Below are 25,871 nucleotides of genomic sequence, written 5' to 3'. Positions count from 1 at the left end.
TTTATGCATGAAAAAATGAAAGAAAAGTTGTAAACGTTTGCGCTTGAGACTAGATAATGATACATTATTAGGGCGAAGGAGTTTTGGGAAGGACTGAGATGAGAATGCATAAGCAAGATGTTACTATTTATGATGTTGCTCGAGAAGCTAAAGTTTCAATGGCTACTGTTTCTCGTGTTGTTAATGGGAACAATAATGTTAGAAAAGAAACTCGTGATCGCGTATTAGAGGTTATTAAGAGATTGCACTACCAACCAAATGCGGTAGCACAAGGTTTAGCTTCTAAGCGTACCACTACTGTTGGTTTAATCGTCCCAGATTTAACCAATTTATATTTTGCGGAATTATCAAAGGGGATTGATGATATTGCACTTTTGTACAAGTACAACATTATCATTACCAGTATTGAAAATCGCTTGATGAAAGAAGATCAAGTTATTCAAAGTTTGCTTAACAAGCAAGTTGACGGTGTAATTTATATGTCAAACCGTTTGCCAGATGAGGCTGCGGAAGCATTTAAACGTACTGAAACGCCTGTAGTTTTGGCAGGTACCAAGGACAATCGTGAAGAATTCGCTTCAGTTACGATTGATTACAAGAAGGCTGATACCGAAGCGTTGAACTTGCTCATGCATGATGGCAAGAAGAACTTGGCTATTGTAGTTGGCGATCAAGATGCCGTAGTTAATGGCGAAAATAGAATTCCAGCTTACGAAGAATTCATTAGAGCAAACAATTTGGGTGAACCACATATTTATACTGGCATTAAGGATTACTCAGATGGTTACAACTTATATCCTCAACTCGTTAAAGATGGTATTGATGGTGTAATTGTAACTCGTGACATTTCTTCAGTAGGTATCTTGAATTCAGCAATGGATGCAGGTACTAAGGTTCCTGAAGAATTTGAAATCGTTACTGCGAGTGCTACTCAATTGGCTTCAGTTGTTCGTCCAGCTTTGACTACCATTAAGCAACCACTTTACGATATGGGTGCCGTAGCTATGAGAATGTTGACTAAGTTGATGAACAACGAAGAAGTTGACGATATTCATATTGAATTGCCATATGAATTGGTTAAGAAGCAAAGTACTTTAAACCAATAATTAAAATCAGTAAATTAAAAAAGATCAGTTCGTAGGAACTGGTCTTTTTTGTCTTTAATAAATAATATGGTTAACGGCCTTTTGCTTTTCACTAAAGGTTAGTTCTTTAATTGGGTTATTTGGATTATATGTTAACAAGGCCAAGTTAGTGTAATGACTAACTCTTGGCAATTTCTTGTAATCTGCAAAAGCTTGTTTACTGAAGAAGCCGTAGAACAGAATTTGATTTGCTTTAACCCAGCCTAGCTTGGTGTAGAGCCACATATTTTTAGGACTGCCGTTAAAGTTTTGAATCTTGAATAGTTTGTCAGCAGGTAAAACTTTATTGGTTTGGGCCTGATTATCTGGATAACTGTACAGCGTAACTTTAGTGTTTGGCTTAGCCATAATCTTTTTATTCTGATATGGGGCAATATCTTGCTGGCGTAAATCTAAGTTAACAAATTCCGCAGAGATAAATGTCTTTTCGGCAATTTGGTAATAAAGACGATCATCAACTCGTACGCCATAAGTTACGTTAAGTTTTTGTCCTGGATAGACATATTTCTTTTCTTTGATTCGCACATAAGGATTCATCATTGTGGCAGTTTTAGTTTTGCCAAAATAGATTCCTGAACGATTGATGGTATATTTTTTGGTGCCACTTTTGGCTAATTTATATTTAAAACCAGTAGCCGGAAAGTTAGTTACAACCCCGTCAACATTTCGGTTGATTAGCCAATGCCATAAAGCAGGCGATTCATCCATTTTGGCCCAGACATAAAGTTGCTTATGCAATTTATGGAGCCAGTGAATTAAGAAGGGATGCTCTTGAACAATATCGGATGAGGCGTTAACTGCATTGACCTGAGGTAAAATACTGAAGTTAATGCGGCGAAGACTACCAACAATTAGGATTAAATATGCATGTGGCATTAGTTCTCTTAAATGAAATAAACTTGCGGCAGAAAAAGAATGGATCATAATTCTGTTTTGCATATGATATTTTTTAACTACTTGAGCAATTTTATCTTCTAGCTCATAAGAAGGGTTAATGCTATGATCTATTTTTGTCTCTAAAACAAATTTAGTATTTGGCCTATTTTTATAATACTTAAAAAGCTCATTCAGTGACATGACGTGTTCGCCATTATCGTACCTTAGCTGTTTAAGTGTCTTAAAGTCATTTTGTGATACAATTGCATGTGTATGAGTAACTCGGTAAAGGTCATCATCATGAGAGATGACCAATACTCCATCTTTAGAAAGTTGAAGATCGAGTTCAACGTAGTCGGCACCAGAATTGAAGGCGGAGTTATCAGCTTGAATTGTTTCTTCAGTATATTTGATAGGATCGCCGCGGTGACCAACGACAGTAAAACCGCTAGTTGTAAAAAAGACTAAGCTAAAAAAAATAGCCCAAAATACTTGGCTTTTAATTTTCATGTGTACACCTCTATCGCATACTTACAATAGCATGGTTACACATTTTTTTCTATTTTTTATAGTATGATTCTTTTATTCCTTAAGGGTGATTTGATGGAACAATTGGATTTAATTGAAGAAATTACAAGAAATGATGGCAGTCGATATTATGAAATTTCTAATATCGATCAAAATGGGATTGCCGAATTAGCAGCAGACCATGGCGCTATCAAGAGCGTTAGAATATTGCAACTGAATATTCCACGAACCAAGGCATTGATTGAATACGAAAAATATATTAATGATACTTATGATTTGCAGACTTTAACAAATGAAGACGATTGGAAAAATCCAAAATGGGTGGAATGGGAAAAGCCTAAAGGAAAAATCCTCGATGCGTATAATATGGTATTAAAAGCCAATCGAATTGGTTAGAAAGTGGTACAAAAATGGAAGAAACATGGCGAATTTTACATACAAATGATCTTCATTCACATTTTGAACATTTTCCTAAGATAGGACGCTATTTAAAAAAGGCGCAGGCAGATACTTCTGTTGATGAGGTTTATACTTTTGACGCGGGAGATTTTATGGATCGTTCCCATCCACTTACTGATGCCACAGAAGGTCAAGCCAATGTTAAATTAATGAATGGCTTTAAATACACGGCCCTTACGATTGGCAATAACGAAGGAATTTCTAACCCGCATTGGGTGTTAGAGCGTTTGTTTGATCATGCTGATTTTCCTACAATTTTGGCGAATTTGCGTGAAGAAGACGAAACTATGCCTAAATGGGCAGTAGGACACAAGATTTTAACTACTAAAAAGAATACGCGCATTGCCGTAATCGGCTTGACTGCCGCTTATCCAATGACGTATGGTCCTAATCACTGGCACGTAAAAATGCTAGGAAGCACGATGGATAAGGAACTTAAAGAAATCGATGGTCAATATGACGTACTTATTTTATTAACACACGTTGGCCTGAAGATGGATCGCTGGTTAGCTAAGAATTATCCTCAAATTGATTTAATTGTTGGCGGGCACAGTCATGATTTAATCGTCCATGGAGAAAAAGTAGATCATACTTGGATTACCCAAACTGGTAAATGGGGTAACTATGTTGGTGACATTCATGTTGAATTAGATGATCATCATGTAACTAAGATTGTTCCGAATACGGTTGCTACTGCATCTATGCCAGAAGAGCCAGGAGATGAAGCAGTGATTCGCGGCTATTATGAAAAGGGTAAAAAATTGCTGTCTGAACGTAAAGTGGCAGATTTACCTGAAAAATTTGCAGATGACAAGGTAGCCGCAGTTCAAGCTTCCCTTGATGCGATTGCTGATTTTGCGAAAACTGACTTGGCGATTCTAAGCTCAGGTTTGTTTTTAACCCCATTTAAGAGTGGAATTTTAACTCAATTCGATTTACAAAACGCTTTGCCACACCCAATGCACGTGGTGCGCTCAACATTAAAGGGCAGCGACTTGTGGCGTTTGGTAATGGAAATTGAAAAGAACCGTCATTATCTTGATCATTTTCATTTGCAAGGCATGAGCTTCAGAGGCAAGATCTTTGGTCAAATGTACTATAAAGGGATCAAACTAGATATGCGTAAGCGAATTGTTTATGTGAATGGTCGTGAAGTTGATCCAGAAAAAGATTATCAATTAGCCTGTTTGGACCACTATGTTTTGGTTCCATTTTTCCCAACGTTGGCTATTGTTGGTGAAAATGAATTCTTATTCCCTCAATTTTTACGTGAAGTTGTAGGCAATTATTTAGCCAAAAAATATCCATTATCAAGAGATGTGAAGTAAATGACTGAAAAGAACAAGAAGAACTCAGAAGAAAATAGCGAAGAGAAAACGAATAAGTTTGAACAAGAACAGCCGCTTCGTCATCCCTTGGCTAACGTAGCCCAAGATGGTAGGAGTATCAAAATCAATGATCAGCTTTATAGCATCATTGCCAATGAGAGGGATGCACTGGATTTAGAAACCTTGCGTAAAAAGTATGATCCCTATTTGGATCAATATGATTATTTAGTGGGGGATGTTTCTAGTGAACACTTGCGTTTGAAAGGCTTTTATAAAGATGAGGCCCGCACTTCAATTGATAAAAAAGAGTTGGCGATTGTTGATTACTTGAAGGAGTATTGTAATCCAGGTGGACCATATTTTATCTTGGAGTTAACGCATCCTACGCATTTTTATCAGCATCCTAAGAAAAAGACGCATGAACGTTATGAGCGTGAGCATAATAAAAAAGAACGTTTTCGCAGTCGGCGCCACTATAAGGAACAGCGTAAAAATGAGAATAATAACAATAATCCATTTAAGAAACGGCGCGTTCATCAAACTAAATTCAAGAAGAAGCAATCAATTGCAATAAAGAAAGAATTTGGACGGCATCATTCATTTATTATTAAAAAGAGAAAGGGAAACTAGTGAAAGATTACCGGTTATTTATGATTGACTTAGACGGTACGGTTTACCGTGGAAAAGAAACTGTAGAGTCTGGAGTAAGATTTGTTCATCGTTTGATCGAGCATAATAAAGACTATTTATTTTTAACTAATAATACGACCAGAACACCACAAATGGTGGTTGATAAGTTAAAAGGCCACGGCGTTGATACTGATATTAGCCATGTTTATACTCCAAGCATGGCTACGGTTAGCTATATTCTGGCTCACAATCATAAGAAAAAGATTGGTGTGTACATTATCGGTGAAATTGGATTATGGACCGAAATCTTGAAGCACCCTGAGTTTGAACTAAATGAAAAAGATCCAGACTATGTGATTGTCGGAATGGATAAGGATTTGACCTACCATAAGGTACGCGTAGCTTCAAATGCAATTAGAAATGGTGCAACTTTTATTGGGACAAATGCTGACATGAATTTGCCGGCGGAAGGGGAATTAATCCCTGGTAACGGTGCCCAATGTGCCTTTGTAGCAGCTTCTAGTGGCGTAGAGCCTCTATATATCGGTAAGCCAGAATCAATTATTGTTAATATGGCTTTGGATAAAATGGGCTACACCAAAGAAGATACCCTTTTAGTAGGCGATAATTACAATACGGATATTAAAGCTGGCTTTAATAGTGACGTGGATCAATTGTTAACTTTGACTGGCGTGACTCAAAAAGAAGATATTCAAGGCAAAAGACAACCAACAATTTTGGTTAATAATTTAGACGAGTTAAAACTATGATCACAAAAGACAATATTTTTTCAGTCATTTATCACTTCTTATTTGCTTTAACTAGTAGTGTAGTTGGGACAATTATTGCAAGCTGGCCCTTGCTCTTTATTTTCATGATCGTTCAGAAGACAAATGAGACGGTTCACATGTCTTTATTTAAGGTCATGCATAACTATAACCAGTTGATGGTTTATTTGATCTGGCCCTTTAAAAATAAGCTTAAAATGGACGATTTTTCCACATCACCAAATGCTGCTGAACACTTTGCGGAATGTAAGCAATTATTTGTGTTAGCCGTACTTGTTTTTATCATTTGTTTGGTGCTGCATTTTATCTTTAAAAAGCAAAGAAAAAAAGCATTGCTAGATTTAAATAAATCAGCAGCGCTTATTTTGCTCTTGCTTCCGATTGTTGTTTTTCCTTTTGCGGTGACAAATTTTGATAGTTTCTTTGTGATCTTTCACCATATTTTGTTCAACAACAACGATTGGCTATTTGATCCTGATACGGATCCAATTATTAATGTTTTAACCGAAGGATTTTTCGCTTCATGCTTTGCCGTGGCGGGAATCATTTATGAACTCTATTTTGCAGAAAAATTATTGCGTAAATAAAAAAGAATTGGCTCTTTGTCAAACACCCTAAAGTATAAAGGTAGATAGAAACATGACGATGTTTTTATCTACCTTTTTTCTTATACTTAGATTGAGGTTGAGGTCGACAACAGAATGGAATATTAAATTCGACTGTCAAACGGGCCCATAAATGTTTATTTTCAATCAAACTAGATTAAGGGTGTGGATCTCAGAGATCGTATAATCAAGAAATGGAGCTGAAAATAAATATTTGCCTCAATCGATTAAAATGGGGTGATTAGGTGAATATTATTGGTATTGATGTTAGTCAAGGTGAAAGTCATGCCACTTTGATAACAAAAGAAGCGGAAGAAATAGCTTTTAAATTTAAGCATAATAAGAGCGGTTTCCAAATATTAAATTCTTATATTAAACCCGGTACAATAATAATATTTGAAACTACAGGTGTTTATTCGGCTCAGCTTACTACTTATTTAAAAAATAAAAAGGTCAAATTTTATGAGCTAAATCCCCTAGAAGCAAAATTAAGAATGGCTTCTTTGAGAAGAAATAAAACTGACAAGAATGATTCATTTAAATTAGCTTTATTGGGTAAAACTCAATTAGCGGAAATAAAGAATCACTGTAATAAACAATCTAATTCGTTGTATGAATCTTTACGGATTTTATCTTTGAGATATAAGCAGTTAATTAAATGTAGAACCAGAATACTTAATTTCCTTCGTTCTAGCTTAGAGCTTACTTTCCCAGAACTAAATCAGATTTTTAAAAATGCTTATGCAGTTTTAGCTCTTCAAGTATTTAGAATGTATTGTCATCCTGACTTTTTGGTAGGATTAACTCTTAAAGAAATGACCACTAGAGTTTACCAATCTGTTAGCAGGCGAATACATAAAGATGTAATTCAAAGTTATTGTGCTCAAGTTTGGTTAGCAGCTAAAGATTCTTATCCTGCTGTTCCAGCAAATTCTTTAGAAATTGAAATTATTTCAGAATATTGCGATGAGATAGAAAGCTACAATAAAGAAATAGCCTATATTCAAAACAAGTTAATCAAGACGGCTGTTGGCTTGGATGATTTCAAAGTTATTTCCAGTATTCCCGGAGCCGGTCAATTAAATAGCGCTCTATTATTAGGCTTTACTGGTGATATTGCTCGCTTTGATAATTATAAACAACTCAATGCTTTCCTAGGTTTGGATTTAAACAGATATCAGTCTGGTAAATACATTAAAGGCGATACAATTAATCGTAGAGGTAGTAGTCAAGGCAGAGCTGTTGAAACAGACATGATTCGAAGTATGTTAAGAAATCAAGGCAAAATTCAAAATCATTTAATTGATTACTATTACAAATTAAAAAAGCCGCCTTTCAATAAGCATGACAAGGTAGCTTTAATAGCATGCGCCAATCATTTGAATCGCACTATTATAAATTTGGTCCACACACATCAACTTTATAATTATTCTAAGGCAATTCATTAATAAATGCTTAGCACGCAATAAGTGAAAAACTGCCAAAAGACTAGTCTTTTGGGGTTATGTTTAGTATACTCTTTTTTCTCTGTAGTAATGCTTGACATTCTATAAGAAATGGTGTTGATAGAAGTCAATTAAAAAATAAATAATAGAGAAAGGCATTAGGCTGCTAAATAGTAGTCTGATGCTTTTTCCTTAATAATGGCATCCTTTTCTTCTAGATCGATTCTGGTTACTAGATGATTGAAGTTAGCGTAACCGTAGGCAGTACGTTCAATCTGTTTAATCTTACGGTTGGTTCCTTCAAGGCAACCGTTTGATTCATCGAACTTAGCAGCGTTGAGAATATCATGTAGATTACGTTTGAAAGTATTTAAAGTGGTGTGCATCATATTGCCAACATGATCTTTGCTTTGAATTAGGCTTCGTAACTTCTTGGTATCTCTATCTTTTAAAGCTTTACTGATATCTTGCATAAGGTTATAAGTATTTTCAAGCTCATTGTTTAAAGAAAGCCCATCAGCCACGATTTGTTCTTGAGTTAGGGTATCTTTTAATCTGGATTGATAGCACGGCTTAACTTTTTCCAGGTCATCAAAAGGCTTAAGATAAAGCTTCCAGTAATATTTAAGCAGGTTGTATTCCCATGAACCTTTTTTGTGCTTCTTCATTTCTTGAATGCGACAGGAATTAAAGGAACGGTTAAGCATCTGAACGATATGGAAACGGTCGAGGATTACTTGAGCATTAGGAAAAAGCTCCTTAGCCATAATGTCATAATAGTAATTAAGATCCATAGTTACAGTCTTAACCTTGTTTCTTACGGTTATTGGGAAACGTTTAAAGTAATTGATAATATCTTTTTTTAATCTGGTAGGCAGTACCTTAACTATTTTGTGCGTGTGACCATCAATGGCAATAAAGTGCAGCTGCCTGCCAACGCCTCTGAATTCATCAAAAGCCAGGTATTCCGGCAGCCAGTCAGTATCTTCAAAGGAAGACGGACTATATTTCTCTAGTACGCGTTGCACGGTATTGGTTGAAGTTGAAGTTTGTCTGGCAATGCTCTTCATGGACCAGTCTTCGGTTAAAGAGCCAATAATTTTACGCTTGGTGGCATTAGAAATACAGCAGTATTTATCTACTAGTTCTGTTTGAGCCATCGAATTTGTCTGACAATCACGGCAGATAATTCTTTCTTTAGCTATTCTGATAAAGACGGGCAGACTAGCATCTAAAGCAGGATAACGCACATTAGAATACAAATGACCGTTATGTACGATGTTAGCGGAGCCACAGTTTAAGCAATGGTCTAAATGTACAATAGCGTGGTAGAACTTGGCTTTACGATTGCGGTATTTGCCAGTTGAGATATCAAAAAATTCTAACAAAGGGTCTTTAATATTCAGAGAAAATTTAATACAATCATTATAAGAGGACATAAGCAATTCACCTTAATTTCTAAAGAGTGGTATCAAAGGACATTATGCAGTGAGGCTTGTGCCTCTTTTTTAATGCAAAAAATCCTATTGATAGAATATCATAGAAATCTATCAACAGGATTTATCATAGAACCAAAGAATTCCGTTAATGGAATTCTTTTTTTAATGACAATTTTTTCTTTAAAGCAACAATAGCAATTGGCACTACCGAAACAAGGATAATGGCAATTACGATCATTGAGAAGTGATCCTTTACAAATGGAATATTACCAAAGAAGAATCCGATTGTTGTAAATAATCCCGTCCAAAGCAGGCCACCTACGATATTATATGTAATGAATTTGCCATAATGCATCTTGCTGCCGCCTGAAATGAACGGAACAAAAGTACGAATAAATGGTATAAATCTTCCTATAACAATCGTGGTTGGACCATGACGTTCGAAGAACTTTTCAGCTGCCAATCGGTTATTTTCATTGATTAGTTTATTGAACCAGCTATGTTTTTCTCCAGCTCGAGTAGACCAAGCACCTATTTCATAGTTGACCGTATCACCGACAATTGCGGCCAAGGCGACCACTACGTAAATTAGCCAAACATTTAAACCGTACTTTGGATTGGCTGCCATTGCACTTGCCGCAAAGATAAGAGAATCTCCCGGTAAGAATGGAAAAACGACTAAACCAGTTTCGATAAAAATAATGGCGAAAAGGATTAGGTAAGACCAACCGCCAAATTGATTAACGATGGTGACTAAGTGGTCGTCAATATGCAAAATAAAATCAATTAAAGCCATAAAAACCCCCTATATACTCGTTGAATGGATTGTTAAAGTCTTTTCCGGAAATAGGTTGCGCATAATTGATGTAATAGCAATTTGAGCTTCGCCAAAACCTAAAGCAATTAAAGGAACACGTCCAGAGTAAGAAACAACATCGCCTGCTGCATAAATTCCATCAATATTGGTTTTCATTGCTCGATCAACTGGAATATTTGTCCCTTTAAGATCGATGCCCCATTTTTTAACGAAACGATTATTAGCTCTAAAGCCGTAGGCTACTACAATCTGATCGAATTGTTCATGACGCAATTGAGTGTCTCCCATTTCCTTAAGACTGATGTCTAACTTATTATCGATTAATTGAATATCTTTAGGAAGATATGGGGTAAGAATTTCAACGTTTTTTAAGGATTTGAGTTTTTGCACATTTGATTCGAGCCCACGGAATTGATCACGGCGATGAATTAATTTAATATCAGCATAATTTGCAAGTTCAAGTGCTAAATCTAGAGCTGAGTCGCCACCACCAAAAACACCGATTGTTTGGTTAGCAAATTTTTTAGGATCCCTAATAAAGTAATGAACTCTTTTTTTGATGTCATCGTTCATTTTAAGTGGGAGCTCTTTAGGTTTGAATGCGCCTGCTCCTGTAGCGATAATAATGCTGCGTGCGAAGACTGAATCATCAATTGTAAAACCGTCTGCGTTTTTGACGATGTTTTCAACTTTATGATTAGTTACTATTTCAGTTTCGTTTTCTAAGTTTGCAGTTAATCTTTGAATTAAATCATGCGCTTTGATTGTGCCGAAAGCAGGGATGTCAGTTATCTGTTTAAAAGGATAAAGCATTTGCGGTTGACCGCCCAACTCGGATAGGGAATCAAAAAGGATTGTATTTAAACCATGTAAATGGGCGAAATGTGCGGCAAATGTTCCAACAGGACCGGCACCAATGATAGCTAAATCAACTTTTTTAATTTTAAAAACCTCCTCTAAGTGTTGCTGTATCAACTTTAACATGAATTAGAGCAATATTCATTTGAAAATTATGCTTGCTCGTTAGTAGTAAATAGGTTATATTATTGAAGTCGCGTTTTTAAGCGTGACAAATTATTAATTAAAAAAGTGCTTGCATTTGTTTTGCAAGTATTATATATTAATAAAGTCGTTTCGAGAGAAGGGCACAGCTTGAATAAGAAGCCTGAGCAAAGGAAAAATCGATAAAATGAAAAAAGTACTTGCAAAGGGGAGAAGAAGCTGGTAATATATTTAAATGTCGTCAGGCAAGAGATGAATAACTCGAGCGGATGACGAAAAACAAATTCAAAAAAGTTCTTGACAAGGGCTTGAGGGTTTGATAAAATATAAAAGCCGTCTGGTTGAACCGGACGGAGGTAGTACTTTGAAAACTGAACAAAGTTTCGCTAAAAGTGTGCGGGTGTAAAAACCCAAACAAAAAGCGAAGTCAATTCGCAAGCAATAAATTTGAGACAAAGATCTTAAATAATCGAAATGAAGTCATTTCAAACTTTTTAAAATGAGAGTTTGATCCTGGCTCAGGACGAACGCTGGCGGCGTGCCTAATACATGCAAGTCGAGCGAGCGGAACCAACAGATTTACTTCGGTAATGACGTTGGGAAAGCGAGCGGCGGATGGGTGAGTAACACGTGGGGAACCTGCCCCTAAGTCTGGGATACCATTTGGAAACAGGTGCTAATACCGGATAATAAAGCAGATCGCATGATCAGCTTTTGAAAGGCGGCGTAAGCTGTCGCTAAGGGATGGCCCCGCGGTGCATTAGCTAGTTGGTAAGGTAACGGCTTACCAAGGCGACGATGCATAGCCGAGTTGAGAGACTGATCGGCCACATTGGGACTGAGACACGGCCCAAACTCCTACGGGAGGCAGCAGTAGGGAATCTTCCACAATGGACGCAAGTCTGATGGAGCAACGCCGCGTGAGTGAAGAAGGTTTTCGGATCGTAAAGCTCTGTTGTTGGTGAAGAAGGATAGAGGTAGTAACTGGCCTTTATTTGACGGTAATCAACCAGAAAGTCACGGCTAACTACGTGCCAGCAGCCGCGGTAATACGTAGGTGGCAAGCGTTGTCCGGATTTATTGGGCGTAAAGCGAGCGCAGGCGGAAAAATAAGTCTAATGTGAAAGCCCTCGGCTTAACCGAGGAACTGCATCGGAAACTGTTTTTCTTGAGTGCAGAAGAGGAGAGTGGAACTCCATGTGTAGCGGTGGAATGCGTAGATATATGGAAGAACACCAGTGGCGAAGGCGGCTCTCTGGTCTGCAACTGACGCTGAGGCTCGAAAGCATGGGTAGCGAACAGGATTAGATACCCTGGTAGTCCATGCCGTAAACGATGAGTGCTAAGTGTTGGGAGGTTTCCGCCTCTCAGTGCTGCAGCTAACGCATTAAGCACTCCGCCTGGGGAGTACGACCGCAAGGTTGAAACTCAAAGGAATTGACGGGGGCCCGCACAAGCGGTGGAGCATGTGGTTTAATTCGAAGCAACGCGAAGAACCTTACCAGGTCTTGACATCTAGTGCAATCTGTAGAGATATGGAGTTCCCTTCGGGGACGCTAAGACAGGTGGTGCATGGCTGTCGTCAGCTCGTGTCGTGAGATGTTGGGTTAAGTCCCGCAACGAGCGCAACCCTTGTTATTAGTTGCCAGCATTAAGTTGGGCACTCTAATGAGACTGCCGGTGACAAACCGGAGGAAGGTGGGGATGACGTCAAGTCATCATGCCCCTTATGACCTGGGCTACACACGTGCTACAATGGGCAGTACAACGAGAAGCAAGCCTGCGAAGGCAAGCGAATCTCTGAAAGCTGTTCTCAGTTCGGACTGCAGTCTGCAACTCGACTGCACGAAGCTGGAATCGCTAGTAATCGCGGATCAGCACGCCGCGGTGAATACGTTCCCGGGCCTTGTACACACCGCCCGTCACACCATGGGAGTCTGCAATGCCCAAAGCCGGTGGCCTAACCTTCGGGAAGGAGCCGTCTAAGGCAGGGCAGATGACTGGGGTGAAGTCGTAACAAGGTAGCCGTAGGAGAACCTGCGGCTGGATCACCTCCTTTCTAAGGAAGCGAAGGATATGGAGAGTAGAAATACTAAGAGAAGTATCCAGAGCAAGCGGAAGCACACTGAGAAACTTTGTTTAGTTTTGAGGGTAGTACCTCAAAGAGTTAGTACATTGAAAACTGAATATAATCCAAGCAAAAAACCGAGACAATCAAAGAGAACAGATTGTAGAGCGACCGAGAAGAGAATTCTTGAGTAAGGTCAAGTAGAAAAGGGCGCACGGTGAATGCCTAGGCACTAAAAGCCGATGAAGGACGTGACGAACTACGAAAAGCTTCGGGGAGCGGTAAGTACGCTAAGATCCGGAGATGTCCGAATGGGGGAACCCAATGCAGCGATGCATTATTGAATGATGAATAGATAGTCATTCAAAGGAATACGCAGTGAACTGAAACATCTAAGTAGCTGCAGGAAGAGAAAGAAAAATCGATTTCCTTAGTAGCGGCGAGCGAAGAGGAAAGAGCCCAAACCAAGTGATTTATCATTTGGGGTTGTAGGACTGCGACGTGGCAGCGTAAGTGATAGCAGAATTATCTGGGAAGGTAAGCCAGAGAGGGTGAGAGCCCCGTAAGCGAAATTGCAAGCGCGCCTAGCAGAATCCTGAGTAGGCCGGGACACGAGGAATCCCGGTTGAAACCGCGAGGACCATCTCGCAAGGCTAAATACTAATTAGTGACCGATAGTGAACCAGTACCGTGAGGGAAAGGTGAAAAGAACCCCGGGAGGGGAGTGAAAGAGAACCTGAAACCGTGTGTCTACAAGTAGTCAAAGCACATTAAAGTGCAATGGCGTGCCTTTTGTAGAATGAACCGGCGAGTTACGTTAACTAGCGAGGTTAAGTCAGAAAAGACGGAGCCGGAGCGAAAGCGAGTCTGAATAGGGCGAGAAGTTAGTTGACGTAGACCCGAAACCAAGTGACCTACCCATGACCAGGCTGAAGGTGTGGTAAAACGCACTGGAGGGCCGAACCCACGTAAGTTAAAAATTGCGGGGATGAGTTGTGGGTAGCGGTGAAATTCCAAACGAACTTGGAGATAGCTGGTTCTCTCCGAAATAGCTTTAGGGCTAGCCTCGTGGAGAGGATAATGGAGGTAGAGCTCTGTTTGGACTAGGGGCCCGTCAGGGGTTACTGAATCCAGATAAACTGCGAATTCCATATATCCATACACGGGAGTCAGACTGCGAGTGATAAGATCCGTAGTCGAAAGGGAAACAGCCCAGATCACCAGTTAAGGTCCCCAAATCTATGCTAAGTGGAAAAGGATGTGGAGTTGCGTAGACAACTAGGACGTTGGCTCAGAAGCAGCCATCATTCAAAGAGTGCGTAATAGCTCACTAGTCGAGTGGCGCTGCGCCGAAAATTTACCGGGGCTAAGCATAGTACCGAAACTGTGGATGTGTTTTAAAGAGCACGTGGTAGGAGAGCGTTCTAAGTGCGGCGAAGGCTAATCGAGAGGATAGTTGGAGCGCTTAGAAGTGAGAATGCCGGTATGAGTAGCGAAAGATAGGTGAGAATCCTATCCGCCGAAAGACTAAGGTTTCCTGGGGCAGGCTCGTCCGCCCAGGGTAAGTCGGGACCTAAGGCAAGGCCGAGAGGCGTAGTCGATGGATAACAGGTAGAGATTCCTGTACTGTGTTCAATCGTTATGAGCAATGGAGGGACGCAGGAGGCGAAACACGCATCGAGCTGGATCGATGTTCAAGCAGCGAGTGCGGTTAAGAGTCAAATGCTTCTAACCAGCAACATGAGCTGTGATGAGTAGCGAAGTAAAAGTAGCGAAGGTGATGTAGTCACACTGCCAAGAAAAGCTTCTAGCCAGAGAGAACATACCCGTACCGCAAACCGACACAGGTAGTCGAGTGGAGAACACTAAGGTGAGCGAGAGAACTCTCGTTAAGGAACTCGGCAAAATGACCCCGTAACTTCGGAAGAAGGGGTGCTGGCCATGAGAGTGGTTAGCCGCAGTGAATAGGCCCAAACAACTGTTTATCAAAAACACAGGTCTCTGCAAAATCGTAAGATGACGTATAGAGGCTGACACCTGCCCGGTGCTGGAAGGTTAAGAGGAGAGCTTAGCGCAAGCGAAGGTTTGAATTGAAGCCCCAGTAAACGGCGGCCGTAACTATAACGGTCCTAAGGTAGCGAAATTCCTTGTCGGGTAAGTTCCGACCTGCACGAAAGGTGTAATGATTTGGGCACTGTCTCAACGAGAGACTCGGTGAAATTATAATACCCGTGAAGATGCGGGTTACCCGCGACAGGACGGAAAGACCCCATGGAGCTTCACTGTAGCTTGATATTGAGTATCTTTTAAACATGTACAGGATAGGTAGGAGCCAAGGAATGCAGGACGCTAGTCTTGCAGGAGGCAATGTTGGGATACTACCCTTGTTTGAAGGATGCTCTAACCTCGACCTGTAAGCCAGGCCAGGGACAGTGTCAGGTGGGCAGTTTGACTGGGGCGGTCGCCTCCTAAAGTGTAACGGAGGCGCCCAAAGGTTCCCTCAGAATGGTTGGAAATCATTCGCAGAGTGTAAAGGTATAAGGGAGCTTGACTGTGAGAGAGACAACTCGAGCAGGGACGAAAGTCGGGCTTAGTGATCTGGTGGTACCGTATGGAAGGGCCATCACTCAACGGATAAAAGCTACCCTGGGGATAACAGGCTTATCTCCCCCAAGAGTTCACATCGACGGGGAGGTTTGGCACCTCGATGTCGGCTCGTCGCATCCTGGGGCTGAAGTCGGTCCCAAGGGTTGGGCTGTTCGCCCATTAAAGCGGCACGCGAGCTGGGTTCAGAACGTCGTGAGACAGTTCGGTCCCTATCCGTCGTGGGCGTAGGAAATTTGAGAGGAGCTGTCCTTAGTACGAGAGGACCGGGATGGACGCACCGCTGGTGTACCAGTTGTTCCGCCAGGAGCATCGCTGGGTAGCTATGTGCGGAAGGGATAAGCGCTGAAAGCATCTAAGTGCGAAGCCCCCCTCAAGATGAGATTTCCTTTGCGTAAGCAGTAAGACACCTCAGAGACGATGAGGTAGATAGGCTGGGAGTGGAAGTTCTGTGAAGAATGGAGCGGACCAGTACTAATCAGTCGAGGACTTGACCAAAGCGAAGCGATCTGAAAAGTTTTTTTGCGAAAGATTATGTTTAGTTTTGAGCGTAGTAGCTCAAAAGAGTACGGTGGCGAAAGCAAGAAGGATACACCTGTTCCCATGCCGAACACAGAAGTTAAGCTTCTTAACGCCGAAAGTAGTTGGTGGGCAACTGCCTGCGAGGAAAGGAAGCTGCCGTGCTCATGGAGGATTAGCTCAGCTGGGAGAGCATCTGCCTTACAAGCAGGAGGTCACAGGTTCGAGCCCTGTATCCTCCATCGAGTCGTTAGCTCAGTTGGTAGAGCAACGGACTTTTAATCCGTGGGTCGAGGGTTCAAGTCCCTCACGGCTCATGACCCTATATTTGCGGGTGTGGCGGAATTGGCAGACGCGCTAGATTTAGGTTCTAGTGTTTTCGGACGTGTGGGTTCAAGTCCCACTACCCGTATTGCCAACCACATGTTGACATTTTGCCGATTTAGCTCAGTTGGTAGAGCATCTGTCTTGTAAACAGGGGGTCGTACGTTCAAGTCGTATAATCGGCATTTATATTTTGCGGAAGTAGTTCAGTGGTAGAACATCACCTTGCCATGGTGGGGGTCGCGGGTTCGAATCCCGTCTTCCGCTTTCATCAACACGCCGGAGTGGCGGAATTGGTAGACGCACGGGACTTAAAATCCCGCGGTTGGTTTCAACCGTATCGGTTCGACTCCGATCCCCGGCATTGATGATGCGCCCTTAGCGCAACTGGATAGAGTGTCTGACTACGAATCAGAAGGTTGAAGGTTCAAATCCTTCAGGGCGCATATAACGGGAAATGGCTCAGTTTGGTAGAGCACCTGGTTTGGGACCAGGGGGTCGCAGGTTCGAATCCTGTTTTCCCGATTGTATCTAATGGTAATTAGTTACATATTTTGGCGGTGTAGCTCAGCTGGCTAGAGCGTCCGGTTCATACCCGGGAGGTCGAGGGTTCGATCCCCCCCGCCGCTATATTGTAAACTTGGACCTTTAGCTCAGTTGGTTAGAGCAGACGGCTCATAACCGTCTTGTCGTAGGTTCGAGTCCTACAAGGTCCATTAATTACAGATAGTTTAATAATTATCGCGGGATGGAGCAGTCTGGTAGCTCGTCGGGCTCATAACCCGAAGGTCGTTGGTTCAAATCCAGCTCCCGCAATTTGGTCCATTGGAGCAGTGGTTTATCTCGCCTCCCTGTCACGGAGGAGATCGTGGGTTCAAATCCCACATGGACCGTAAGATGGCTCGGTAGCTCAGTTGGTAGAGCAAAGGATTGAAGCTCCTTGTGTCGGCGGTTCGATTCCGTCCCGCGCCACTCATTTTTTATATTAGGTGCGGGTATAGTTTAGTGGTAAAACGAAAGCCTTCCAAGCTTTAGTCGCGAGTCCGATTCTCGTTACCCGCTTTTATGGGCCTATAGCTCAGCTGGTTTAGAGCGCACGCCTGATAAGCGTGAGGTCGATGGTTCAAGTCCATTTAGGCCCATTGGAGACTTACTCAAGTGGCTGAAGAGGCGCCCCTGCTAAGGGTGTAGATCGGGTTATTCCGGTGCGAGGGTTCGAATCCCTCAGTCTCCGTAATATTATTTGAAGCTCGTTTATCGAGCTTTTTTGTTGCTAAAAATAAATAGTAGACCTAGTTTGGAAATAGAGTATCAAGACTAGGTCTTTTTTATCTGGCTGAAACATATTATTTCCTAAGGATTGATTAGTGTAGAATACAATTAAGAACATTTAGGAGAATAAAATGGCAAAGAAAATTATCAAAGTTGCAGGTGTAGTAATTATAGATCAAGATAAAAATAAAGTATTGGCCGGAAAACGCAATGCTAATCGATTAGTAGGCGGAATGTGGGAGTTTCCCGGTGGAAAGATAGAGAAGGGCGAGACACCTCAGGAAGCCGCTAAAAGAGAACTTAAAGAGGAATTCCATGATGAAGTACAAATTGGACCACAATTGGGTGAAACAGTAAGTTATGAATATGATTTTGGAATAGTTAAATTAACAGTTTTCTTTGCAAAATTGTTAACGAATAATTTTGATCTTGTTGCTCATAGTGAGGTGGAATGGTTATCTGCTGATGAAGTTCAGAAATTAAATTGGGCACCTGCTGATGCTCCGTTAGTTAAAGAATTAGCGCGAACAAACTTTAGAGATATTAAATTCTAATAGTCGCCTATTAACTTAGATGTATTTTGGTTTGACGGAAGCAGAAGGTTATTGTTCTGCAATTATTGATGTTCTAATCTAATTTCTGGTTGTGCATTAGTTAATCGAACAGTATGATCAAGATAATTTGACAGAGTCAAAAATAGGTGAAGATAAGCCTGCAAATAGTGTACGGCCTAATAGAATGGTCGAAGAAGTATAAGACGTCATAGACAATAAAAATAAGACATTGATTATTTCTGCACCCTGGGAAGGAAAAACATATTTAAGTTTTTTATGTCTAAATAATCATTTTAGAAAAGTAATGAAGAGGGTAGACAAGAAAAGCAAAACTAAAACAGTAAAAGTTGTTTAGATGAATTTGAAATTAACTACATCAGTTGATATGAATACATATTACATGCCGACGAAAATGAAGTATAAAAGTAGTGGTGTAATGTCTTTATTACAGCGTATTTGCACTTTTTTGCAAAAAAATAAAAAAAGTACTTGCATTTCAGCTGCATATCTATTAATATTAGATACGTTGTGATTGAGAGATCGCCTAAGCAATTGAGTTTTGAAAGAAGGTTAAAAAAAGTACTTGACTTTTAAGACTTGATTCGGTATTATAATTAGGTGCTTTTGATTAAGAGACACGACCCGTTGGTCAAGTGGTTAAGACACGGCCCTTTCACGGCCGTAACATGGGTTCAAATCCCGTACGGGTCATTTGCCAGTTTAATATATTTTGGCATTAAGCTAATGGAGGATTACCCAAGTGGCTTAAGGGGACGGTTTTGAAAACCGTTAGGCGGTTCTGCCGCGCGTGGGTTCAAATCCCACATCCTCCTTAATATTATCGCGGGATGGAGCAGTCTGGTAGCTCGTCGGGCTCATAACCCGAAGGTCGTTGGTTCAAATCCAGCTCCCGCAATTTGGTCCATTGGAGCAGTGGTTTATCTCGCCTCCCTGTCACGGAGGAGATCGTGGGTTCAAATCCCACATGGACCGTAAGATGGCTCGGTAGCTCAGTTGGTAGAGCAAAGGATTGAAGCTCCTTGTGTCGGCGGTTCGATTCCGTCCCGCGCCATCAAGCTGGAGGAGTAGCGAAGTGGCTAAACGCGGCGGTCTGTAAAACCGCTCTCTCTGAGTTCGGCGGTTCGAATCCACCCTCCTCCATAATAGGGATATAGTATAATGGTAGTACATCGGTCTCCAAAACCGCTGATGTGGGTTCAATTCCTACTATCCCTGTTTACCTTCATGGCGGAATTGGTGAAGGGGTTAACACACCGGTTTGTGGATCCGGCATGCGTGGGTTCGAATCCCACATTCCGCCCTAGTATTGGGATATAGCCAAGTGGTAAGGCATTAGACTTTGACTCTAACATGCGCTGGTTCGAGCCCAGCTATCCCAATTCTAAATAATTTTATAACTTATGGCGGTGTAGCCAAGCGGTAAGGCAGAGGTCTGCAAAACCTTAATCGTCGGTTCGAGTCCGACCTCCGCCTTATCAACCGAATAAGTTGATTATTTAAAATTTAATATTATGGCGGTGTGGCGGAATTGGCAGACGCGTCAGACTCAAAATCTGGTGTCCATTACGGACGTATCGGTTCGACCCCGATCACCGCTATCTTTTATAAGCGATCCATTAAGTTGGATCGCTTTTTTTGTTAAGATATGTTATTAATTTAGTATTTAAAATTGCACATAGTTTGAGTAATCTTTATAATGCTAAATATGGAGGTATTTAAATGAATATTGGTCTTTATACCGATACATATTTTCCCCAGATAAGTGGCGTGGCTACTTCAATAAAGACGTTAAAAGACGCCTTGGAAAGGCAGGGGCATAATGTATTTATTTTTACCACAACAGATCCAAATGTAAAAAAAGGGACAGTGGAGCCAAATGTCTTTCGCTTTAGCAGCATACCGTTTGTTTCGTTTACCGATAGAAGAATAGCCTTTAGAGGGTTGTTCGAAGCTACAAAGGTTGCTAAAGAAGTAAATTTGGATATTGTTCATACACAAACCGAATTTGCCTTGGGAAGTATTGGAAAATATGTAGCTCACCAATTAGATATTCCCGCTATTCATACATACCACACAATGTATGAAGATTACTTGCACTATATTCTTAATGGTCACTTACTTCGTCCATACCATGTTAAACAATTTGTAAAAAGCTATTTGAAAAATATGGATGGCTGTATCGCCCCTAGTGGTCGAGTAGAAGATTTGTTGCACCGTTATGGCGTACAAATTCCTATTAGAGTTATTCCTACTGGCGTAGATATTCAGGGAATAAATTGCGACGCAAAACGTGATGTGCGAAAAGATTTAGGCATTGCTAAGGATGTGCCAGTAATCTTGACATTGAGTAGAATTGCAGCTGAAAAGAAAATAAATCATATTTTAAATGTGATGCCCGATATTATTGAAGAATTTCCAAATGTTAAATTCGTGATTGCTGGTGATGGACCAGATGTTGATGTTCTAAAAGATCAAGTAGAACGTTTAACTTTGGAAGATTATGTGATTTTTGCTGGGAACGTTGAACACGGCGATGTCGGCAACTATTACCGCATGGCAGATCTTTTTGTTTCGGCCAGTGATACAGAAACTCAAGGGCTTACTTATATTGAAGCATTAGCTGCTGGTACTCCATGTGTAGTTTATGATACTGATTACACAGAGAATATTTTTGATAAAGAAATTTTCGGTCGTACCTTCACTACTCAAAAAGAAATGCTAGAAGAAATTATTGAATTGCTTAAAAAAGGGCGCAGAAAAATTCCTCAGGAAGTTTTACAAAATAAATTGCAAAAAATTTCCTCTGATCAATTTGCTACAGATGTATATAATTTTTATCAATATGCAATTGATAATTATCAGCCTAAGCACGAAGATTTATAAAAAGAGGATGTAGATGATTAGAATTAATATGTTCTCGCAAGCAGATTCAGTTAAGGGTCAAGGTGTTGGCTCTGCTTATAATGAATTGATCAAATTGCTGAGAACGCGTTTAGTAGATGAATTTTATGTAACGATTAATAAATATGGCAATAGTGATTTGACCCACTACCATACAATTAATCCAACTTACTATGCCAACAGCTTTTCACCAGCTCGTGGTAGAAAAATAGGCTATGTACACTTTTTACCTGATACGCTTGAAGGTTCTATTAAATTACCTGGTGTTGCTAAAAAGGTCTTTTATAATTACGTAATTGATTTTTATCAACGAATGGATCAAATCGTTGTAGTTAATCCAATTTTTATTGATAAATTGGTTGATTATGGCATTGATCGTGACAAGGTAAAATACATTCCTAACTTTGTTTCTAAGGAAAAGTTCTACGAAGAATCACTTGCAAGTAAAAATGCTTTTCGTCATGAACTAGGTATTCCACTTGATAAATTCGTTGTGTTTGGCGACGGACAAGTTCAAGAACGTAAGGGTATTGATGATTTTGTTAAAATGGCTGAAGCTAATCCTGATGTGCAATTTATTTGGGCTGGTGGCTTTTCATTTGGCAAAATTACGGATGGATATGATCACTACAAGCAGATGGTCGACAATCCACCTAAGAACTTAACTTTTGCCGGAATAGTTGATCGTGCTAAGTTGGTTAATTACCTGAACATTGCTGACTTGTTTGTCTTACCATCATATGATGAATTGTTCCCAATGTCTGTCTTAGAAGCATTTAGCTGTGGTACGCCAGTTTTGCTGCGTGACCTTGATTTGTATAAGGCAATTATTGACGGATATTATATGAGCGGTAAAGACTTCGGCGAAATGAATCAAATTTTGCAGAAAGCTGTAAAAGATCCACAATTATTAAAGAAGTATAGTGAATTGTCCAATAAAGCTAGTCAAGAATATTCTGAGGAACGATTAGCTAAAATTTGGAATGAGTTTTATCATGAGCAATACAAATTAGGAAAAGAATTAGGGCAAATTCGCTAATGAATAAAAAACATTTATTGGGCGTTCTGATTGTTTTGGCAATCAGTGCCTTTGTTCTATATACGGACTTAAAATCTACGCCATTATCAGAGATATTGGGAGCAGCTCATGGCCTCAATATTTGGGCATTGATAATGGTGTTCGGTCTAATGCTTTTATCCTATGTTTGTGAAGCTGGAATATTGGCAACTTTGGCCCATCGTAAAAATGAGCCTAAACGATCGGCCTGGTCTTTTTTGCGTATTCCTATTATTCAAGCTTTATTTAATGCGATTACGCCAATGTCGACAGGGGGCCAACCTTCGCAACTTGCTGCAATGATCCAAATGGGCATGGAAGGTGGACGTTCAACATCTATCTTGTTAATGAAATTTATCATTTATCAGATAGTTGTGTTCTTCGCCTACGTCTTTACGATTATTTTTGGCTTCCATACAGTAATGACTAAGTTTGCCGGCCTAGCTGTATTTATAGCGATTGGCTTTTTAATCCATATTAGTTCGATCATTTTCTTACTCGCGATTATGTTTGCCTACCGTTTTACCAAAAGAGCAACTAATTGGGTGATGGATTTATTAGGCAAATTTATGAAAAAGGAACGTGTTGAAAAATGGCGTACAGCTACTTTAGAAAAAATCGATACGTTTTATGCAGAAAGTCAAAAACTCAAAAAAGAAAAGAATAAACTAATAATTTCGTCCATTTTAACTGTTTTACAGTTATTGTTCTTTTACTCGATCCCGTTTATGGTGCTGACAGCATTGAATGTTCCATGTTCATGGAGCAGCGTCACGCAGATGAATATTATGATTATTATGTTTATGGCAATTATTCCAATTCCTGGTGCTTCAGGTGGAGCGGAATATAGTTTCCAAACATTGTTTTCTACTTTTGTTTCATCGCATGGTGCTTTAATTCTTGCAATGTTTGTTTGGCGTTTTGCAACTTACTTTTTCGGTATGATTTTAGGAATTTTCGGTTGGATTTTTAAGCCGAAAAAGATAAAAAGTACAGAAAGTAATTAATTTTTATTAAAAGAAATGAGTCTTGCTCAAATCCGTAGTAAGATAAAATACCGTAACGAGAGGAGAGAGCAATGGAACGTATCAAGTCTTTTTTTAAATGGCTAACGCAAACCAAACTTGGATTTTTTACGATTGTTTTAGTTTTATTTTGGCTGAAAACATACTTTATTTATTTGACCAAGTTTAATTTAGGTGCAGTTGGTCCAATGCAGCAATTTTTGCTTTTAATTAATCCTATTCCTTCAGGGATGCTCCTTTTAGGAATCGGATTGTTCTTTAAAGGGCGGAAATCGTATTGGATAGTTTTGATAATTGATTTCATCCTGACACTATGGCTTTTTTCAAATATTCTTTATTACCGAGAGTTTTCAAACTTTTTGTCATTTTCAATCATTAAGACATCAGGTTCAACTTCAGATAATTTAGGAAAAAGTATTGCAGGGATAACTTTAGCAAGTGATTTCTTGGCCTTTGCTGATATCGCGATAGTTATTGCATTGCTGCTTACGAAAGTTATCAAGATAGACGTTCGTCCTTTGAAGCTTAAGGTAAATCTTTTAATTGAACTTTTAGCAGCTAGTCTAATGGGATTAAATCTGTTGATGGCTCAAAAGGATCGTTCAGGTCTTTTAACAAGAACTTTTGATAATAACTACATTGTTAAATATTTGGGAATCAATGAATATGCCGTTTATGACGGCTATAAGACAGCGCAGACTAGTGCGCAGATGGCTAAGGCTAATGTTTCTGACTTACGCTCTGTTAGAAACTATTTGAAAGCCAATTATGTTAAACCAAATCCTGAATATACTGGCGTAGCTAAAGGAAAGAATGTTTTAATCATTCACCTAGAAAGTTTCCAGCAATTTTTGATTGGCTATAAGTGGAAGGGTAAAGAAGTAACGCCTAACTTGAATAAGATCTATCATCAAAAAGATACTATTAGTTTTGATAATTTCTTTAATCAAGTAGGTCAAGGTAAGACTTCCGATGCAGAAATGATGCTTGAGAACTCACTGTATGGTTTGCAATCAGGCTCTGCAATGTCTACTTATGGTACTTCCAATACTTTTGAAAGTGCCCCAGCAATTTTGCATCAAGAAGCAGGCTATACTACTGCTGTAATGCATGGTGGTGCTGGATCATTTTGGAATAGAAATAATGCTTATAAGTCATTTGGCTACCAATACTTTATGCCACTTTCCTTTTATAAAAATAAGCCAAGCTATTACATCGGCTATGGCTTAAAGGATAAGATCTTCTTTGACCAATCAATCAAGTATATTGAACGTTTGCCACAACCATTTTATTTGAAGATGATTACGGTAACGAACCACTATCCATATCAACTTGATAAGAAGAATCAGACCATTGATAAAACCAACACGGGGGATGAAACCGTTGATGGTTATGTTCAAACAGCGCACTATCTTGATCAAGCCATTGGTGAACTAATGCGGTGGATGAAGAAGACCGGTCTTGATAAGAACACTTTGGTTGTTCTCTATGGTGACCACTACGGAATCTCAGGCAACCACCATAAAGCAAGTGCTGAATTGCTTAAGAAGAAGTCATTTAATGATTTTGATAATTTACAATTTCAAAGAGTCCCATTGATGTTCCATATGAAGGGACTTAAAGGTGGCATTAACCATACTTATGGCGGTGAAATTGATGTTTTGCCAACACTGCTTAATTTGCTTGGTGTAAATGATAAGGGAACTATTCAATTTGGCTATGATTTGTTGAGTAAGCATACGCCTCAAATTGTGGCACAGAGAAATGGTGACTTTATTACGCCAGAATACTCTAAAGTAGGCAGCAATTATTATGACACCAAGACAGGACAGAAGATAAAACCCGATAAGAAGTTGAAGACTAAACTTACTTCGATTTCTAACCAGGTTACTACACAGCTTTCTCTGTCTGATCGTGTGATTAACGGTAATTTGTTGCGGTTCTATCGTCCTAAGTGGTTTACTAAAGTGAAACCTAAAGATTATGATTATAACAAGGAGCCGTCATTAAAACGTCTATATGATGATCCAAGCAAGACCTCTCTTTGGTATAAGAATCATAAGAAGACAACTCAGAAAGATTTCAAGACAGATGCTCCTGAGTTAAAAAAATAACTGCAAAAAATAGCAGTTTGTGATAAAATTGATAGGTAAGCCGTATGTGTGTATTGGAGGCAGCGCATTGTATAATTTAGTTATGACGCTACTAATCATTGTTTCAATTTTAATCGTTATTGCAACAATGATGCAGCCACAAAAACAACAAGATGCATTGAACGCCTTATCAGGCGGAGCCGTTTTTAGTGGTCAAACCAAAAAACGTGGTTTTGAAGCATTTATGGAAAAAGTAACCTCAGTTTTATTGGTATTCTTTTTCGTTTTTGCTATTATTCTAGCTTACATGTCTTCAAAATAAATTTTGTACCTCCCGATCAGTATGATGGGGAGGCTTTTTTTATATTAAA

Annotated in this window: 17 protein-coding genes, 27 tRNA genes and 3 rRNA genes; 43 read left to right on the top strand and 4 right to left on the bottom strand. The window is 39.8% G+C overall.

The features are described 5' to 3' along the window. Nucleotides 1-104 precede the first annotated feature (104 nt). Nucleotides 105-1,106 (top strand): substrate-binding domain-containing protein, encoded by a 1,002-nt coding sequence (locus LA20531_RS03620; RefSeq protein WP_056940650.1) that lies wholly within the window; start codon nt 105-107, stop codon nt 1,104-1,106. A gap of 54 nt (nt 1,107-1,160) precedes the next feature. On the opposite strand, the gene LA20531_RS03615 is transcribed toward LA20531_RS03620, so the two are convergent. Beyond that, the gene (locus LA20531_RS03615) at nt 1,161-2,531 is read right to left on the bottom strand and encodes a glycerophosphodiester phosphodiesterase (RefSeq protein WP_056940645.1); all 1,371 of its coding nucleotides are present in this window, start codon (nt 2,529-2,531) and stop codon (nt 1,161-1,163) included. A gap of 93 nt (nt 2,532-2,624) precedes the next feature. Between LA20531_RS03615 and LA20531_RS03610 the strand changes: the two genes are divergently transcribed. From LA20531_RS03610 to LA20531_RS03585, 6 genes are all read left to right on the top strand, one after another. Continuing rightward, nucleotides 2,625-2,945 carry a hypothetical protein gene (locus LA20531_RS03610; protein WP_013437260.1) on the top strand — a complete coding sequence of 107 codons (321 nt, stop codon included), beginning with the start codon at nt 2,625-2,627 and terminating at the stop codon, nt 2,943-2,945. A gap of 14 nt (nt 2,946-2,959) precedes the next feature. After that, nucleotides 2,960-4,336, top strand: coding sequence for a bifunctional metallophosphatase/5'-nucleotidase (locus tag LA20531_RS03605; protein WP_056940646.1), 1,377 nt, complete (start codon nt 2,960-2,962; stop codon nt 4,334-4,336). After that, entirely contained in the window at nt 4,337-4,966 is a 630-nt protein-coding gene (locus tag LA20531_RS03600; protein ID WP_056940647.1) for a YutD family protein, read from the top strand. Beyond that, complete coding sequence (locus tag LA20531_RS03595; RefSeq protein ID WP_056940648.1) at nt 4,966-5,736, top strand: TIGR01457 family HAD-type hydrolase; 771 nt, start codon at nt 4,966-4,968, stop codon at nt 5,734-5,736. The genes LA20531_RS03600 and LA20531_RS03595 overlap by 1 nt, the downstream gene beginning before the upstream one ends. Continuing rightward, complete coding sequence (locus tag LA20531_RS03590; RefSeq protein WP_056940649.1) at nt 5,733-6,341, top strand: TIGR01906 family membrane protein; 609 nt, start codon at nt 5,733-5,735, stop codon at nt 6,339-6,341. Before LA20531_RS03595 ends, LA20531_RS03590 begins: the two co-directional genes overlap by 4 nt. A 263-nt stretch (nt 6,342-6,604) precedes the next feature. Continuing rightward, the gene (locus LA20531_RS03585) at nt 6,605-7,807 is read left to right on the top strand and encodes an IS110 family transposase (RefSeq protein WP_012845668.1); all 1,203 of its coding nucleotides are present in this window, start codon (nt 6,605-6,607) and stop codon (nt 7,805-7,807) included. A gap of 155 nt (nt 7,808-7,962) precedes the next feature. Here LA20531_RS03585 and LA20531_RS03580 read toward each other — a convergent pair whose 3' ends face one another. The 3 genes from LA20531_RS03580 to LA20531_RS03570 form a co-directional block, all read right to left on the bottom strand. Continuing rightward, nucleotides 7,963-9,243 (bottom strand): ISL3 family transposase, encoded by a 1,281-nt coding sequence (locus LA20531_RS03580; RefSeq protein WP_099202255.1) that lies wholly within the window; start codon nt 9,241-9,243, stop codon nt 7,963-7,965. A 145-nt stretch (nt 9,244-9,388) separates the two neighbouring features. Beyond that, nucleotides 9,389-10,039, bottom strand: coding sequence for a VTT domain-containing protein (locus LA20531_RS03575; protein WP_056940750.1), 651 nt, complete (start codon nt 10,037-10,039; stop codon nt 9,389-9,391). 9 nt (nt 10,040-10,048) lie between these two features. Further along, on the bottom strand, nt 10,049-11,044 hold the full coding sequence (locus LA20531_RS03570) for an NAD(P)/FAD-dependent oxidoreductase (protein ID WP_056940751.1): 996 nt from the start codon (nt 11,042-11,044) through the stop codon (nt 10,049-10,051). A 513-nt stretch (nt 11,045-11,557) separates the two neighbouring features. Here LA20531_RS03570 and LA20531_RS03565 point away from each other — a divergent pair. The 36 genes from LA20531_RS03565 (at nt 11,558) to secG (ending at nt 25,822) form a co-directional block, all read left to right on the top strand. Then, nucleotides 11,558-13,121: ribosomal RNA gene (locus tag LA20531_RS03565) — 16S ribosomal RNA — on the top strand. A 203-nt stretch (nt 13,122-13,324) separates the two neighbouring features. Then, a 23S ribosomal RNA gene (locus tag LA20531_RS03555) occupies nt 13,325-16,232 on the top strand. Nucleotides 16,233-16,301: 69 nt separating this feature from the next. Continuing rightward, nucleotides 16,302-16,418 (top strand): 5S ribosomal RNA (gene rrf / locus LA20531_RS03550). Together the 16S, 23S and 5S rRNA genes with 16 tRNA genes alongside form the textbook arrangement of a ribosomal RNA operon. Nucleotides 16,419-16,422: 4 nt before the next feature. After that, nucleotides 16,423-16,495, top strand: a tRNA-Val gene (locus tag LA20531_RS03545). Between the two features lie 2 nt (nt 16,496-16,497). Continuing rightward, nucleotides 16,498-16,570, top strand: a tRNA-Lys gene (locus LA20531_RS03540). A gap of 13 nt (nt 16,571-16,583) precedes the next feature. Beyond that, nucleotides 16,584-16,665 (top strand) — tRNA-Leu (locus LA20531_RS03535). 24 nt (nt 16,666-16,689) lie between these two features. Further along, nucleotides 16,690-16,762, top strand: a tRNA-Thr gene (locus LA20531_RS03530). Between the two features lie 10 nt (nt 16,763-16,772). Then, nucleotides 16,773-16,844: transfer RNA gene (locus LA20531_RS03525), tRNA-Gly, on the top strand. Nucleotides 16,845-16,855: 11 nt separating this feature from the next. After that, nucleotides 16,856-16,941, top strand: a tRNA-Leu gene (locus LA20531_RS03520). Nucleotides 16,942-16,949: 8 nt separating this feature from the next. Beyond that, nucleotides 16,950-17,023 (top strand) — tRNA-Arg (locus LA20531_RS03515). 5 nt (nt 17,024-17,028) lie between these two features. Next, a tRNA-Pro gene (locus LA20531_RS03510) sits at nt 17,029-17,102 on the top strand. A 31-nt stretch (nt 17,103-17,133) separates the two neighbouring features. After that, nucleotides 17,134-17,207, top strand: a tRNA-Met gene (locus LA20531_RS03505). 12 nt (nt 17,208-17,219) lie between these two features. Continuing rightward, nucleotides 17,220-17,293 (top strand) — tRNA-Ile (locus tag LA20531_RS03500). A 26-nt stretch (nt 17,294-17,319) separates the two neighbouring features. Beyond that, nucleotides 17,320-17,393 (top strand) — tRNA-Met (locus tag LA20531_RS03495). Between the two features lie 3 nt (nt 17,394-17,396). Then, a tRNA-Asp gene (locus LA20531_RS03490) sits at nt 17,397-17,470 on the top strand. 6 nt (nt 17,471-17,476) lie between these two features. Then, nucleotides 17,477-17,549: transfer RNA gene (locus LA20531_RS03485), tRNA-Phe, on the top strand. 19 nt (nt 17,550-17,568) lie between these two features. Next, nucleotides 17,569-17,639, top strand: a tRNA-Gly gene (locus tag LA20531_RS03480). Between the two features lie 5 nt (nt 17,640-17,644). Then, nucleotides 17,645-17,719, top strand: a tRNA-Ile gene (locus tag LA20531_RS03475). Nucleotides 17,720-17,721: 2 nt separating this feature from the next. Beyond that, nucleotides 17,722-17,811 (top strand) — tRNA-Ser (locus tag LA20531_RS03470). Between the two features lie 169 nt (nt 17,812-17,980). Next, entirely contained in the window at nt 17,981-18,403 is a 423-nt protein-coding gene (locus LA20531_RS03465) for a (deoxy)nucleoside triphosphate pyrophosphohydrolase (protein WP_056940568.1), read from the top strand. Nucleotides 18,404-19,042: 639 nt separating this feature from the next. Beyond that, nucleotides 19,043-19,114: transfer RNA gene (locus LA20531_RS03460), tRNA-Glu, on the top strand. 35 nt (nt 19,115-19,149) lie between these two features. After that, nucleotides 19,150-19,236 (top strand) — tRNA-Ser (locus tag LA20531_RS03455). A 9-nt stretch (nt 19,237-19,245) separates the two neighbouring features. After that, nucleotides 19,246-19,319: transfer RNA gene (locus LA20531_RS03450), tRNA-Met, on the top strand. A gap of 3 nt (nt 19,320-19,322) precedes the next feature. Further along, a tRNA-Asp gene (locus LA20531_RS03445) sits at nt 19,323-19,396 on the top strand. A gap of 6 nt (nt 19,397-19,402) precedes the next feature. Continuing rightward, a tRNA-Phe gene (locus LA20531_RS03440) sits at nt 19,403-19,475 on the top strand. Between the two features lie 7 nt (nt 19,476-19,482). Next, nucleotides 19,483-19,564: transfer RNA gene (locus LA20531_RS03435), tRNA-Tyr, on the top strand. A gap of 4 nt (nt 19,565-19,568) precedes the next feature. Next, a tRNA-Trp gene (locus LA20531_RS03430) sits at nt 19,569-19,639 on the top strand. Between the two features lie 12 nt (nt 19,640-19,651). Further along, nucleotides 19,652-19,724, top strand: a tRNA-His gene (locus tag LA20531_RS03425). 7 nt (nt 19,725-19,731) lie between these two features. Then, nucleotides 19,732-19,803: transfer RNA gene (locus LA20531_RS03420), tRNA-Gln, on the top strand. 23 nt (nt 19,804-19,826) lie between these two features. Next, a tRNA-Cys gene (locus LA20531_RS03415) sits at nt 19,827-19,897 on the top strand. Between the two features lie 40 nt (nt 19,898-19,937). Next, nucleotides 19,938-20,022: transfer RNA gene (locus LA20531_RS03410), tRNA-Leu, on the top strand. A gap of 121 nt (nt 20,023-20,143) precedes the next feature. Beyond that, the gene (locus LA20531_RS03405; RefSeq protein ID WP_013641552.1) at nt 20,144-21,307 is read left to right on the top strand and encodes a glycosyltransferase family 4 protein; all 1,164 of its coding nucleotides are present in this window, start codon (nt 20,144-20,146) and stop codon (nt 21,305-21,307) included. A 13-nt stretch (nt 21,308-21,320) separates the two neighbouring features. Beyond that, nucleotides 21,321-22,364: a glycosyltransferase family 4 protein gene (locus LA20531_RS03400; protein ID WP_056940569.1), complete on the top strand. Its 1,044-nt coding sequence runs from the start codon at nt 21,321-21,323 to the stop codon at nt 22,362-22,364. Beyond that, on the top strand, nt 22,364-23,389 hold the full coding sequence (locus LA20531_RS03395) for a lysylphosphatidylglycerol synthase transmembrane domain-containing protein (RefSeq protein WP_056940570.1): 1,026 nt from the start codon (nt 22,364-22,366) through the stop codon (nt 23,387-23,389). The genes LA20531_RS03400 and LA20531_RS03395 overlap by 1 nt, the downstream gene beginning before the upstream one ends. Nucleotides 23,390-23,460: 71 nt before the next feature. Continuing rightward, nucleotides 23,461-25,521, top strand: a complete 2,061-nt coding sequence (locus LA20531_RS03390) for an LTA synthase family protein (RefSeq protein ID WP_013437271.1) — start codon at nt 23,461-23,463, stop codon at nt 25,519-25,521. 67 nt (nt 25,522-25,588) lie between these two features. Beyond that, on the top strand, nt 25,589-25,822 hold the full coding sequence (gene secG / locus LA20531_RS03385; RefSeq protein ID WP_013437272.1) for a preprotein translocase subunit SecG: 234 nt from the start codon (nt 25,589-25,591) through the stop codon (nt 25,820-25,822). Nucleotides 25,823-25,871: the final 49 nt, after the last annotated feature.

It is taken from the genome of Lactobacillus amylovorus DSM 20531 (genome assembly GCF_002706375.1).
GTDB classification, from domain to species: Bacteria; Bacillota; Bacilli; order Lactobacillales; family Lactobacillaceae; genus Lactobacillus; species Lactobacillus amylovorus.
Note: the sequence above shows the minus strand (reverse complement) of the source record. Positions and strands in the feature narration are given on the sequence as shown.

Bases quoted from the DNA above. Each gene is read 5' to 3' on its own strand.
- LA20531_RS03395 (WP_056940570.1), top strand. From the start codon at position 22,364: ATGAATAAAAAACATTTATTGGGCGTTCTGATTGTTTTGGCAATCAGT.
- LA20531_RS03600 (WP_056940647.1), top strand. From the start codon at position 4,337: ATGACTGAAAAGAACAAGAAGAACTCAGAAGAAAATAGCGAAGAGAAA.
- LA20531_RS03620 (WP_056940650.1), top strand. From the start codon at position 105: ATGCATAAGCAAGATGTTACTATTTATGATGTTGCTCGAGAAGCTAAA.
- LA20531_RS03405 (WP_013641552.1), top strand. From the start codon at position 20,144: ATGAATATTGGTCTTTATACCGATACATATTTTCCCCAGATAAGTGGC.
- LA20531_RS03590 (WP_056940649.1), top strand. From the start codon at position 5,733: ATGATCACAAAAGACAATATTTTTTCAGTCATTTATCACTTCTTATTT.
- LA20531_RS03570 (WP_056940751.1), bottom strand. From the start codon at position 11,044: ATGTTAAAGTTGATACAGCAACACTTAGAGGAGGTTTTTAAAATTAAA.
- LA20531_RS03575 (WP_056940750.1), bottom strand. From the start codon at position 10,039: ATGGCTTTAATTGATTTTATTTTGCATATTGACGACCACTTAGTCACC.
- LA20531_RS03400 (WP_056940569.1), top strand. From the start codon at position 21,321: ATGATTAGAATTAATATGTTCTCGCAAGCAGATTCAGTTAAGGGTCAA.
- LA20531_RS03390 (WP_013437271.1), top strand. From the start codon at position 23,461: ATGGAACGTATCAAGTCTTTTTTTAAATGGCTAACGCAAACCAAACTT.
- LA20531_RS03605 (WP_056940646.1), top strand. From the start codon at position 2,960: ATGGAAGAAACATGGCGAATTTTACATACAAATGATCTTCATTCACAT.
- LA20531_RS03610 (WP_013437260.1), top strand. From the start codon at position 2,625: ATGGAACAATTGGATTTAATTGAAGAAATTACAAGAAATGATGGCAGT.
- LA20531_RS03465 (WP_056940568.1), top strand. From the start codon at position 17,981: ATGGCAAAGAAAATTATCAAAGTTGCAGGTGTAGTAATTATAGATCAA.
- LA20531_RS03580 (WP_099202255.1), bottom strand. From the start codon at position 9,243: ATGTCCTCTTATAATGATTGTATTAAATTTTCTCTGAATATTAAAGAC.
- LA20531_RS03615 (WP_056940645.1), bottom strand. From the start codon at position 2,531: ATGAAAATTAAAAGCCAAGTATTTTGGGCTATTTTTTTTAGCTTAGTC.